We start from the raw sequence: 12,754 nt of genomic DNA on the forward strand, positions 1-12,754 counted from the left end.
TTAATGAAAGCAATTGAGATTCAAGGACTAACCAAGACTTACGCTAACGGTGTGGAAGCGCTGAAAGGCATTGATTTGGTGGTTGAACAAGGTGATTTTTATGCCCTGCTAGGCCCCAATGGCGCCGGCAAGTCCACCACGATTGGTGTGCTCAGCTCTTTGGTGACTAAATCACAAGGCTCGGTTGAGATTTTTGGCCATAGCATTGATACCGCTCTGGAAGCTGCCAAGAGTTGTATCGGGTTGGTACCGCAGGAATTCAATTTCAATCAGTTTGAAACCTTGCTGCAAATCGTGGTCAATCAAGCGGGCTACTATGGTGTTCCGCGCAAAGAAGCGATCAAGCGAGCCGAGAAATACCTGACTCAACTTGAGTTGTGGGATAAGCGAAATCATCGTGCTCGTGAATTATCCGGCGGTATGAAGCGCCGCTTGATGATTGCGCGAGCACTGATGCATGAGCCGCAAATGCTGATCTTGGATGAGCCCACCGCTGGTGTCGATATTGAGATCCGCCGCGGCATGTGGGACTTCCTGCGAACCATTAATCAGCAGGGCAAAACCATTATTCTAACGACCCACTACTTAGAAGAAGCAGAGCTGTTGTGTCGCAACATTGGCATTATTAACAAGGGCCAGATTGTGACGAACACCAGCATGAAAGCCTTGCTCGCGACGCTGAATGTAGAAACTTTTGTGTTGGATTTATCGGCGCCATCGGCCGACGTGCAATTGACCGATTTTGATTGGCGAGTGGTAAACGATTCCTCCATTGAAGTGGATGTGGCGAAAGAAAAAGGTATGAACTCGGTTTTTGCGCAATTAGATGCGCAGGGCATTCAGGTATTAAGTATGCGCAATAAAGCCAACCGGCTGGAGGAGTTGTTTGTAGCCATGATGGGCGAGCAAGCCAACCAACCAAAAACGACCGAGGAGCAAGGAGCATGAGTGCCTCCGTCAATTACATTGCCCTGAAAAGTATTGTTCGCAAAGAATGTACTCGCTTTTTGCGGATTTGGGTGCAAACGCTGGTGCCGCCCGCGATTACCACTACTTTGTATTTCGTGATTTTTGGTGGCTTGATCGGCAGTCGCGTTGGGGAAATGGGTGGCGTGAGCTACATGGACTACATTGTGCCAGGGCTGATCATGATGAGCGTCATCACCAGCTCCTATTCCAATGTGGCAAGTTCGTTTTTTTCGGCAAAATTCCAACGTAATATCGAAGAGTTGCTCGTAGCGCCAGTACCTAATTACATCATTGTGTTGGGCTATGTCATTGGCGGCATGTGTCGCGGCTTGCTCGTTGGTTGTGTGGTGACGTTAGTGGCGTTCTTGTTCAGTGATTTGCACTTTCATCACGTAGGTATACTGGTCGTGGTGATCTTACTGACGGCAATGCTATTCGCCTTAGGTGGCATGTTTAACGCACTTTTCGCCAAGACCTTTGATGATGTCAGCATTATTCCAACCTTTGTGCTCACCCCATTAACTTATCTCGGTGGTGTGTTCTATTCCATTTCGTTATTGCCAGAGGTTTGGCAATGGGTGTCGAAACTCAACCCCATTGTCTACATGGTGAATACCTTCCGTTATGGTTTCCTTGGCATCAGTGATATTCCTGTCGCACCGTCCATTGCCATGTTGATCGCAATGACCATCGTGTTGTTTATGGTTATTTTAAACATGCTCAAACGTGGTGTTGGGATCCGCTCGTAATGACTGGCGACTCCAAGCAAATTGTAAGTAATCAGGTTGGCGTTCACGAACACCTTAATCATAAGGTTGAACGCCATCTGCTGCATCCCTTTCAAAAGCCGATTGCAGCCCATACCCAGCATGTTTTTGATGAATTGAATGACCATGTTAAGCAATGGCAAGGGCCCGTGATCTTAGATGCCTGTTGCGGGGTGGGCGAGAGCAGTCAGCACTTGGCCGCTATGTTCCCTGACGCGTTGGTGGTTGGTATTGATAAATCAGCTTGCCGCATTTCTAAGGGGATCAAACAAGAAGCGAAAGGGCGCTACGTGTTGGCGCGCGCAGATTTAAATGATTTGTGGCGACTGATTTGGGCTGCGCAGTGGCCGGTGACGCGGCAGTACATTCTGTACCCCAACCCGTGGCCGAAGTCGGAGCACTTGGGGCGACGCTGGCATGGAGCAGGAGTTTTTCCATATATTCTGGCGACAGGCGGCATTTTAACGGTGCGCAGTAACTGGCCCATTTACGTGGCGGAGTTTGCGGAAGCGGTCACGCTGGCCGGATTACCAACCTCAAGTCGTCCTTTCCCACAGGCCGGAAACCAGCCTGAGCCGATAACACCATTTGAGCGTAAATATTGGTTGTCTGGTCACAGCAGCACTGAGTTAGAAATTGACTTAACTGACTATCACCCGCCAGCTTGGTTAGTTCAAACCAAACCTCAGCTGAACAACTCGCCTTTATCTTAAAAACTTCTTTAAACATTTTCACTTACGGCTAATCTTAGTAAACAGGTAAACAACAAAAAACGCACGAATGTTTAAGTGCCGATTTGCAACAAAGGATAGCCCGATGAAACTTATAACTTATTGTCGAGTCCTCATGGTGGGACTGCTTGGCCTTACCCTTACCGCGTGTGCTTCCACGCCGAAAGTTGAGTCAGACTACGCGGACAGTTTTAATTTTGCTCACTTGAAAAGCTACCACTTGGTTCCGATTAACAACAACACATATGCTGGCCAACCGGGTGCTAGCTTGACCGAGCAGCGCATTGAAGAGTCGATCAAAAATTACTTAAACCGTCGCGGCATGACGGAAGTGCCGGCTGAGGAAGCGGAAGTGTGGGTGTCGTATCATGTGGCCAGCCAAGACAAAACCCAGATCCGTAGCTACAACACCCGCTACAACTATCATGCTCGCTACCATCGCAGTGCTTGGGGTGCAGGTTGGGGCAACAATGTTGATGTTCGCCAATTCACCGAAGGTCAGCTTCTGATCGACTTAGTCGACCCGGCTAGTAATCATGTAGTTTGGCGCGGCATTGGCACAAAGCGCCTGAAAAAGTCGACCACCACAGAAGAGCGTGAAGAAACCATTAACCAATATGTAGACGCTATGTTTGCCGAAGTACCTGCTTGGTAAACGGCGCGTTGCTCTAAACAAAACGGCAACCCTAGGGTTGCCGTTTTTGTTGGTACTAGCGGTATAGCTTACAGCGCTTTAAAAGCTTGAGCGGCCGCTGCAATGGTGTCGTCCAATTGCTGCTGGGTATGGGCAAAGGACACAAAACCGGCTTCATAGGCCGAAGGAGCTAAATAAACACCTTGCTCTAGCATTAAGTGGAAGAACTTTTTAAAACGTTCAATATCGCATTGAGTCGCTTGCGAGAAGCTCGTGACCTGTTCTGCTTCGGTAAAGAAGTAACCGAACATGCCGCCAACGGTGACGGTTGCCAACGCGATGCCGGCTTGCTGCGCTGCTTTAGCGAAGCCTGTCATTAAGTAGTTGGCCTTGTCGGCAATGCTCTGGTGTACTGCAGGATCTTGAATCAGCTCTAATGTGGCAAGACCCGCGGCCATGGCAACAGGATTGCCCGACAATGTGCCGGCCTGATAAACAGGGCCGGTCGGTGCAATGTGATCCATGATCTCGGCTTTACCGCCAAAAGCACCCACAGGCATGCCGCCACCGATGATTTTGCCCAACGTCGATAAGTCTGGGGTGACGTCATACAAAGCTTGTGCGCCGCCTAATGCAACACGGAAGCCGGTCATCACTTCATCAAAAATAAGCACCGCACCATATTTATCACAAACGGTTCGTAGCCCTTGCAAAAAGCCTTGCGCCGGTGGAATACAGTTCATATTACCTGCGACGGGCTCGACGATAATGGCCGCAATGTCATCACCGCATTCAGCAAACACAGCTTCCACTTCGGCCAGATTATTAAAGCTGACGGTTACCGTGTGTTTTGCCAGATCGGCCGGTACGCCCGGAGAAGTTGGCTCGCCCATGGTTAACATGCCAGAGCCCGCTTTTACGAGCAGGCTATCTGAATGGCCGTGATAACAACCTTCAAATTTCAGCAGTTTGTTGCGACCGGTGTAACCACGCGCTAATCGAATCGCGCTCATGGTTGCTTCGGTGCCTGAGTTCACCATCCGGACTTTTTCCATTGACGGCATGATGCTGCGAATGGTTTCCGCCATGGTGACTTCGGCTGCTGTCGGCGCGCCGTAACTCAAACCTAGTTGCACCGCATCAATCACGGCTTCGCGAATCGCTGGATGATTGTGGCCCATGATCATAGGGCCCCAAGAGCCGACATAATCGATGTAACTTTTGCCATCAACATCAAACAACTGGGAGCCATCCGCACGTTCAATAAATACCGGAGTGCCGCCAACGCCATTAAACGCGCGTACCGGTGAATTCACGCCGCCAGGAATCGTTTGGCAGGCTTGTTGGTAAAGTTGTTGCGAGCGGCTCATGAGAAGATCTCCACGGATAATTAGACGAGCTGAGAGGCGCTACACTATAACAAAGCTGCGATAAATATCATGCTGGAAATTGCTGACGAGCAACCTATTGTTAGCGACAACTAAAGCAACGATTTCTAAACTACACTGGTAGTTGGATAAATTGGCTAGCTGTGACATTACTGCATAGTAAAAAAATACGAGTATCAATATGATAAGTCCATGTTGATGTTGTCCTCGGAGCGATTTAAAGGATTAAATGACATAACCAATGGTTGGACTAAAACTCAGCAAGAAAAACTGTCTTTTATACTGGTGTGGGCTTTGTGCGCTGCTGCTAGTCGGCTGTAGTGAGCCCACTAAAGAATTATCGGAAGAATCAGAGGCCGCGCCAGCGCAACCGGCTCGACTGGCCTTGGTCGTCAAATACCTTGGCAATCCTTTTTTTGATGAGGTCGCTCGCGGTGCCACACAAGCCGCCAAGGAGCTTGGCGTCGATCTCTCGGTTTATTCAACCGCAGGTGCCAGCGGCGCACAACAGATCCAAACGCTGAAAAAGCTCAAGTATGAGGGCATTGACGGCATTATTTTAATGCCGGTGAACTCTGAGCAGCTGATCCCTGCGGTGGTTGAAGTGATGATGGCCGGCATTCCACTGATGACCATAGACACGCCGCTAGCGAGTACCGAATTTACTGAAAATGGCCTAAAAGCGCCGCCTTTGATTACCGTCGACAATGGTCAAGCCGCTTATGATGTTGCCCGATTTGTACTTGAACAAATGACCACTCCAGCGCAAGTGCTAGTGCTAACCGGGCCGCGCCAAGCCATTAATATTCGTGAACGCTACTTTGGGTTTGTGAGAGCAGTACAAGATGCGCCGAATGCGCAATTGGCTGCTGAAATGAAAACCCAATGGACGATTCTGGATGGCTATCAAGTATCGCGGCAACAGTTTCAACATGATCCCACTATCAATGTGGTGCTGGCTGCCAATGATTTGCTTGCACTTGGCGCCGCAAAGGCAGCTGCTGAGTTAAACCGAAAGGTTTCGATTGCCGGCTATGACAACTTAGCCGAAGCCCGAGAAGCCATTGCTCTTGGACAACTCACGGCGACCATTGACCAAAGTGCGTTTGCGCAAGGCTACCAAGGCGTCGTCAGCACCTTGAAATTAATGGAACAACAGCCTGTTGATGACAATGTGTTATTACCTGTATCCATCGTGAGCAAAGAGACGTTAGATGCTTTCACGCCTACTCGCTAACACCAAAATTAGCCACAAGCTGCTGCTAGCCCTTTTTTTTATCGGCTTAGTTCCCCCCAGTAGTGCTGTTTGGTTGTCATACAAAGTGGCGAAACATGCGTTAATTGAGCAAGCCAACACCAACGCCGAAACACAAGTAAAGCAATTTGCCAAGCAAGCCAATTTACAGTTAGCGCATACCGAACAAGTGCTAAGCCGTATTTTAGGCATTGATGAAGTGCATCAGTTTTTTGCCATGTCGGATGACTCTTTCGATACCTATCAGCGACTGGCTATTCGGGCGCAAATTCCTCAAATCCTCAATAACTTCACCTATATTCCAGGGCTCAATGACATTAACTTGATGCGTGAAGATGGGGTGTTGTTGCATTTCGGCAGCCATGCCAAGTTAGGTACTGTTCCTCCGCAAATACGCAATGCGTTGCTCGCCAGCGCAAGAGTTAGGCCGGGCGAAGCGAGCTGGATAGGTGGGCAGTCTTATTCTTTTTCTGGCAGTGAGGCGCTTTCGGAAAGTTCGATGGCAGTGATCATGCCTTTCGAACAATACAATGCAAAAAGCTTAAAAAATGAAGTACGTGGCATCATTTTACTCAACATTAATGCTCCGCTGTTTTTCGATTTTTTTAGTCAGGTACCGGTTGATATTGCGATTGCCGATCAGCGCATGCAGTTTGTCTTTCACCACAAGACCCCATTGATTGGTAAATCGCTCGAACCACCTCTTCAGCAGCTCATCGCACAACAACAGTCAGGCACAATTGAGCAACACAATGAGCGCCTCATGGTCGAGCAAATAGCCATTAATGGTGACCGGTGGCGATTACTGTTGTTTCAATCCGAGCAAGCATTATTAGCGTCCATTGAGCGGATCTTTTGGTTGTATTTATGTGCTGCCGTTGCGGGCTTAGCGATCATTATTTGCGCTGTGCGTTACTTCGAACGCTATTTAGTGGCGCCGCTGACTCAAGTGACCGAAGGGCTACGCCAACTCCACCGAGAGAATTTTACCGATACCAAGCCACTGCAGGTGAAAAGTAGAGACGAAATTGGTGTTCTAATTCAGTGGTTTAATCGTTACTTGCAAGAAGTTCAGCAACGTTTGATGATGGAAAAATCACTGCGCGCCAGCGAGTCGCGTTATGCATTGGCTACCGCAGCCTCGAATGATGCCTTGTTTGAGTGGGATTTTGATACCGATGAGATTTACTACTCGGCACGTTGCGCCAAGCTATTTGGGATTGCCTCGCAATTGGCAAACAAAAGCCATTGGCTCGACAATATTAGCCCCACGGATCGTGCTTCAATTGAGCAGGCTATCGAACAGCACTTAGCGGGGCATACCCAGGTGTTGAATATCGAATATGGCTTTGTCGATCCGGAAGGTCGACCTCGCCGTTTGCACACCCGAGCGTTGGCTGAGTTTGATCAACACAGTCAGGCTGTTCGGTTGGCCGGCAGTCATACCGATATCACCTTGAGCCATCAACAAGAAGCGCAGCTGCAATATGATGCCAGCCACGATTATTTAACGGGCCTTTTCAATCGGCAGTGGCTATTTCAGCAAATGAACGAGCTGTTGAGCAATAAAAAAACGGGCGCATGCCAACCCTTTGCTATCGCTTTGTTCGATCTCGACAGTTTCAAAGTGATTAATGACAGCTTGGGCCATAGCTTGGGTGATCGACTGCTACAAGCGGTTGCCGAGCGGTTGAGCACTGAGCTGGGTGAGCACGCGCAACTTGCTCGTTTAGGCGGCGATGAATTTGTCATGCTGATTGAGCTGGGCAATAACCTGCCCGAACGAGTCCAGCACATTGTGAAACAGCTGCTTGAGTCGGTTGCTGAGCCGTTCAATATTCGCATGAACAAGGTGCAAACTACGGCCAGCGCAGGCATCGTTTTTAGCACGTCGTGTGATGAGTCTTGTAGCCAATCGCCGGAAGATATATTGCGCGATGCAGACATCGCTTTGTATCAAGCCAAAGATGCAGGTAAAAACTGCTTGGTGGTTTTTGAAGCGCAGATGCGCCAGCAGTTGCTCGAGAGCATTGAATTGGAAAACCAATTAGCTCAGGCCATCGCAAATGATCAATTGACGCTGCATTACCAGCCCATCTATGAGTTGAGTGGTAAACGCGTGATTGGTTGTGAAGCGCTAGTGCGCTGGATCCACCCTAAATTAGGTTTTATTAGCCCGGCTGACTTTATACCCATCGCCGAGAAGTCATCGTTGATCCTCGAGTTGGGTCAATGGGTTTATCAAACGGCCTGTCAGCAACTACAGAGGTGGGACTTAGACGCGCAGCTACCAAATCTAAATATGTCGATTAACATGTCGCCGAAGCAATTTGATGACGAGTCGTTTTTTACCATGGTGCCGCAATTACTGCGGCGGTTATCACTCGATCCGGCACGTATTTCTTTAGAGCTCACTGAAACTGCGATTCTTGAACATACCGAGCGCAACCAAAAGCTCCTTGCCACGATTAAGCAATCGGGCATGCGGATTTATCTCGATGATTTTGGTACCGGCTATTCGTCTATTGCCCATTTGGCCACCACCCCAATTGATGCCATTAAAATCGACAAAACCTTTGTTGATAAAGCCTGTATTTATGAACGGGACAATCGACTGTTAGTGTCTATTCTGGCCATGGCAAAGCATTTGGAATTGGACGTGGTCGCAGAAGGTATTGAAACGCCCGATCAGCTTAATCTGCTCATTAGCAATGGTTGTGCCCTTGGCCAAGGTTATTTACTTGCCAGACCCATGCCGGCGGATGAATTTGCCGATTTAGTGCGAAGCCAAGGGTAGTTCGGCGCAAGTTCTATAAACGGTTTAGGCCACTTCTTTGTGCATGTAAACTGCCAACAATTGCCAGGTGATAATCCCCAATAATTGTTCGCGGCTGTCGCCATAGATATAGACGGCACCTTTGCGCGCGCGGCGTAAACGCTGGTAGGCAATGGCAAGAGAAGATTGCTGATCGATACCTTCCATGCGTAACCTTTCTCCGCTATCGGGATCGATATAAAACAAGCGATCGTGAGCCTCGCCTTTCTCTTTGGCGAGCACATGCCCCTTCACCCCAGTAAGATCATCAATGTCGGTTAACCACTGGAAGTTGGTCTCCATCATCGCGAGCGCACCGGTTTTTTGTAGGTTCAATACAATTGGTGATTGCTCGTAGCTCATGCCCTGCATTTGCATTTGCTGCACGAACATTGATGGTTTGTTGAAGATTTGCCCCACCATTAATTGCGCCGGGATCATCACCAGCATGGCAGGCACAATTACATCGGGGCTATTGGTCAGCTCCATGATGGCAACCATTGCAGCCATTGGCGCATGCAGTGATGCGGCCATCATGCTGCCCATACCAATGATAATAAACAGTGGCGTGAGCGCCGGATCCCATTGCCAATATGGGCTTAGCAGCGCCAAAAAGCAGCCAGTAGCAAGCGCTCCCATGGCATACAATGGGCCGATAATTCCCCCAGGGATCCCCAATCCGAGAGCGACCGAGCACGCCACCAGTTTGCCGATGAATAGCGCTGCAATCAGTTCTAACGTGAGGCTGCCGTCGAGTTGTCGCATTACCGCTTCGGTTTCGGTCATGGTCAATTCAGGCACTAACAAGGCAATCACGCCAGTGACACCGCCAGCGAGCAGTAAACGGGCGGTTAGTGATAAATGGTAACTAACCTGAGTCACTCGGCTGAGCACGGCCGCAAACAATACCGATAACAAGCCTAACACCACGCCAAGCATCACAAGGCTACCGGCCATTTGCCAACCAATCGCAGGCAATTGCTCCAATGCCACATCAAATTCGTGGCTCAAATTTAGGTGGTGGTGAGCAATGGCGCCACAGGCGGCGGCCAGTAAGACTGGCAACACCATGTGCATCTTGTATTCTTTTAGTACCACTTCCATTACAAAAACAACGGCGCCTAACGGCGTGTTAAACGTGGCAGCAATACCAGCAGCTATGCCGCTGGCAGAGAGTACTCGGGTGGCGTTATTTGGCAATTTTAGCCACCAACCCACTAAACCACTGCCGGCTGCGCCCAAGTGAACTGCCGGACCTTCACGCCCCACCACAAAGCCACTGGCCAGCGCGATGCTCGCACCAATAAACTGGTTAATGGTGTTTTTCAGTGGCATGGAGCCGTTGTGGGTACGGATTCTATAAATTACAAAAGGGATGCCGAGGCGGTAATATTGCAACCCTAATGAAATGGCAATGAGCAGGATAATGGCGGCGCCAACGAGCGGCATTGCATGCTCAAGCACCGGCAGCTGAATGATAAGCTGATCGAATACCTCCTTCAGAAAGCGAATAAAGCTAATGAAGGAGACAATTAGAATCGATGCGCCAAGGCCGCCGATTAGCCCGAGCAGGGTTAATTGCCAGCTAGCTCTGGGCGTTGCAAGGCGTTGCCGAAGTGAGTGCAGCAGAGCATTCATTCTGATTTCAGCTATAAACTCGAAAGGCAATTGAATATGATGACATTCTATGTGGATTTTTAAGCAGTTACACCTGTTGATTAACAGAATATTTGCCTTCAAGCCACTTCACTCCAAGCGTTTCGCCGTGGTTGTGATAGCGGTCGCTTTGGTATTGATAGGCTTTGTTGTGGGCCGATTTTACTATGGTCATCATCAAGCCTGGCGTGTGGATGCCGAACAGCGCGCCGATTTGGCCGAGTTACGCTTGCAAGAAAGCCTTAAAGCAACGGCCAGTAAAGATATCTCTTTGCGCATGACTAATGCTGAACTGACCTGGTTGCAGCAAGAAAATAAAAAGCTGCAGGATGAAAAGCTGGCGTTGGTTGACGAGCTGAATTTGTATCGCAAAGTATTCCGCGATGGCGGCTCTAATGACGCCATGACGATTGATTCCGTTGAGTTGCTAAAAACCAATGCGCATCAAGTGTACCGTTTTCGCATCATCCTTATTCAGCTGGGGCGGTTTGACAACATGGTGCGCGGGGAGCTGGCTTTGTCATTGATGGGGATCCGCTCGGGGCAACCTGTGCAACTCGACACTTGGGCCTTGCTCTCCGCCGCCGATAAGGCAAGTTTGCAATTCAATTTCCGCTACTTGCAAACCATCGAAGGGATCTTACAAGTCCCAGAAGGAGTCATGCCTGAGCAGCTTGAATTACAAGCCAAGTTGAAAGGGATGCCAAAAAATAAAGCGGTAATTAATGCGAGCTACGAATGGCGAGACATTGTACAGCCCGCCCTTTGAATGGTATCTATTAGTTTCGAGTGTGACGTAACGCAGATAATACTTGAATGAAATAGTCAGGTATTAGATAATCGCGCGGTAATTAACGAACGAGGTCTCTATGTCCCAGCCTGAAGTCGCTGAGCTGCCCATTCAGTTTTCTGAAGCAGCCGCGAAAAAAGTAAAAACTCTGATAGAAGAAGAGCAAAACCCTGAGCTGAAGTTGCGTGTTTACGTGACCGGCGGTGGCTGCTCTGGTTTTCAGTATGGCTTTACTTTTGATGAGAAGGTGAATGACGGCGATACCACTATCGATAAAGACAATGTCACGCTGGTCATCGATCCGATGAGTTTGCAGTATTTGATTGGCGGCATTGTGGATTATACCGAGGGGCTTGAAGGCTCCCGCTTTTTCGTCAATAACCCCAATGCAACCACCACCTGCGGCTGTGGTGCTTCATTCTCGGTCTAACGTCGACGAAACAATTGTGTGTCCGCCAGCAACATCTGTTGCTGGTTATTCATCTATAACCCTCTGAATTAATTCGCTATTTTTTCTGAGCTTCCTTTCTCTCTGAATTACTTCACAACTCGTAACATTTTTACATCCACTTTTACCTTATGGTCTTTTAGGATAGCCGAGTCGAAGAAATACCGGGCGCGTCCACATCAGCGTGATGGCCACGGAAAAGGGATTCATTTATGTCGAAGTTATCGCAAGGCTTACAGCTTATTTCCAATAAACCATGGATTTTAGCGGTAGCGATTAGTGTGCTGTTGGTTCTGTGGATGACAAGTGGTTCAGTTGAGCAAACCACTGACAGCGCGCCGGTGAGTGAAGAAAACTTACTTCCAAAAGTTCAAGTGCTGCATATGGAAGCTGAATCGGTCACCCGAGCTATTTCGCTCTATGGCCGCACCGAGCCAAACCGGCGAGCAACATTGCGTGCTGAAACTGCTGGTCGAGTGGTTGAAGTCATGGCCGCGCGTGGCGCGTCAGTTAAATCTGGTGAGCCGCTTGTGCGGCTAGCAATGAATGATCGCCAACAACGGCTGAGCCAAGCCAAAGCAGAATTCGCGCAGCGTGAAATTGAATATCAAGGCGCCAAACGATTGAGCTCTCAAGGCTTTTCAGGAAAAGCTCGGTTAGCCGAAGCACAAGCGGAACTTGAGCAAGCAAAAGCAGCTGTCGCCCGTCTTGAACTTGAAATTGAACACACCATCATCAAAGCGCCATTTGACGGCATTCTTAATGAACGAGTTGTGGAAATTGGTGACTATGTTGGCATCAGTGACCCTGTCGCCATGATGTATGACATCGATCCGCTCATTATTCGCGCCGATGCCGGACAGCACGATATCAGCTTGTTGCAGCTGGGCCAGCAAGGCCAAGCTCGCTTCGTGAATGGCAATATCCGTTACGGAAAAATTCGTTATTTATCAAAAGTAGCCGACGAGGCCACCAACACCTTTCGGGTTGAACTCGCACTGGATAATGCCGATGGTCAGTTATTTGCGGGTTTAAGCACTGAGTTGGAATTACCGCTGGCCACAGTCAACGCCATTCAAGTGACACCCGCATTACTTGCGCTGGATGAAGACGGCAATCTTGGGATTAAGTCGGTGGTCGATGACATTGTGGTGTTTACTCCCATTGAGCTGGTGAAAGCGGACAACGATGGGGTGTGGCTATCCGGTTTTGGCGAAAGTGTTGATGTGATTACCTTAGGGCAAGGCTTTGTGCGTCCTGGCGATCAAGTCATTCCCGTTTATAAAGCCGATCAATAGGAC

11 protein-coding genes are annotated in these 12,754 nt (G+C 49.1%); 9 read left to right on the forward strand and 2 right to left on the reverse strand.

Translation table 11 applies throughout. The annotated features are described in order from the left end of the window. The first annotated feature begins 3 nt into the window (after positions 1-3). The 4 genes from K0504_RS08600 to K0504_RS08615 all read left to right on the forward strand — a co-directional run bounded on the left by K0504_RS08600 (position 4) and on the right by K0504_RS08615 (position 3,122). Complete coding sequence (locus K0504_RS08600) at positions 4-948, forward strand: ABC transporter ATP-binding protein (RefSeq protein ID WP_220103771.1); 945 nt, start codon at positions 4-6, stop codon at positions 946-948. Further along, positions 945-1,718, forward strand: coding sequence for an ABC transporter permease (locus tag K0504_RS08605; RefSeq protein ID WP_220103772.1), 774 nt, complete (start codon positions 945-947; stop codon positions 1,716-1,718). Before K0504_RS08600 ends, K0504_RS08605 begins: the two co-directional genes overlap by 4 nt. Then, positions 1,718-2,449 carry a tRNA (guanine(46)-N(7))-methyltransferase TrmB gene (gene trmB, locus K0504_RS08610; RefSeq protein WP_220103773.1) on the forward strand — a complete coding sequence of 244 codons (732 nt, stop codon included), beginning with the start codon at positions 1,718-1,720 and terminating at the stop codon, positions 2,447-2,449. The genes K0504_RS08605 and trmB overlap by 1 nt, the downstream gene beginning before the upstream one ends. A gap of 103 nt (positions 2,450-2,552) precedes the next feature. Continuing rightward, positions 2,553-3,122 carry a DUF4136 domain-containing protein gene (locus K0504_RS08615; protein ID WP_220103774.1) on the forward strand — a complete coding sequence of 190 codons (570 nt, stop codon included), beginning with the start codon at positions 2,553-2,555 and terminating at the stop codon, positions 3,120-3,122. A 68-nt stretch (positions 3,123-3,190) separates the two neighbouring features. Here K0504_RS08615 and hemL read toward each other — a convergent pair whose 3' ends face one another. Then, entirely contained in the window at positions 3,191-4,471 is a 1,281-nt protein-coding gene (gene hemL, locus K0504_RS08620; RefSeq protein WP_220103775.1) for a glutamate-1-semialdehyde 2,1-aminomutase, read from the reverse strand. 259 nt (positions 4,472-4,730) lie between these two features. Between hemL and K0504_RS08625 the strand changes: the two genes are divergently transcribed. Both K0504_RS08625 and K0504_RS08630 read left to right on the forward strand, forming a co-directional pair. Next, positions 4,731-5,726, forward strand: coding sequence for a sugar ABC transporter substrate-binding protein (locus K0504_RS08625; RefSeq protein WP_220103776.1), 996 nt, complete (start codon positions 4,731-4,733; stop codon positions 5,724-5,726). After that, the gene (locus tag K0504_RS08630) at positions 5,704-8,541 is read left to right on the forward strand and encodes a putative bifunctional diguanylate cyclase/phosphodiesterase (RefSeq protein ID WP_220103777.1); all 2,838 of its coding nucleotides are present in this window, start codon (positions 5,704-5,706) and stop codon (positions 8,539-8,541) included. Before K0504_RS08625 ends, K0504_RS08630 begins: the two co-directional genes overlap by 23 nt. A gap of 24 nt (positions 8,542-8,565) precedes the next feature. On the opposite strand, the gene K0504_RS08635 is transcribed toward K0504_RS08630, so the two are convergent. Then, the gene (locus tag K0504_RS08635; protein ID WP_220103778.1) at positions 8,566-10,197 is read right to left on the reverse strand and encodes a chloride channel protein; all 1,632 of its coding nucleotides are present in this window, start codon (positions 10,195-10,197) and stop codon (positions 8,566-8,568) included. Positions 10,198-10,246: 49 nt separating this feature from the next. On the opposite strand from K0504_RS08635, the gene K0504_RS08640 reads away from it, so the two are divergent. The 3 genes from K0504_RS08640 to K0504_RS08650 all read left to right on the forward strand — a co-directional run bounded on the left by K0504_RS08640 (position 10,247) and on the right by K0504_RS08650 (position 12,751). Beyond that, the gene (locus K0504_RS08640) at positions 10,247-10,984 is read left to right on the forward strand and encodes a DUF6776 family protein (protein ID WP_220103779.1); all 738 of its coding nucleotides are present in this window, start codon (positions 10,247-10,249) and stop codon (positions 10,982-10,984) included. A gap of 100 nt (positions 10,985-11,084) precedes the next feature. Next, positions 11,085-11,435, forward strand: coding sequence for an iron-sulfur cluster insertion protein ErpA (erpA, locus tag K0504_RS08645; protein ID WP_220103780.1), 351 nt, complete (start codon positions 11,085-11,087; stop codon positions 11,433-11,435). 230 nt (positions 11,436-11,665) lie between these two features. Further along, positions 11,666-12,751 (forward strand): efflux RND transporter periplasmic adaptor subunit, encoded by a 1,086-nt coding sequence (locus K0504_RS08650; RefSeq protein ID WP_220103781.1) that lies wholly within the window; start codon positions 11,666-11,668, stop codon positions 12,749-12,751. Positions 12,752-12,754: the final 3 nt, after the last annotated feature.

The organism is Neiella holothuriorum (assembly GCF_019457915.1).
In the GTDB taxonomy this organism is placed as follows: domain Bacteria; phylum Pseudomonadota; class Gammaproteobacteria; order Enterobacterales; family Neiellaceae; genus Neiella; species Neiella holothuriorum.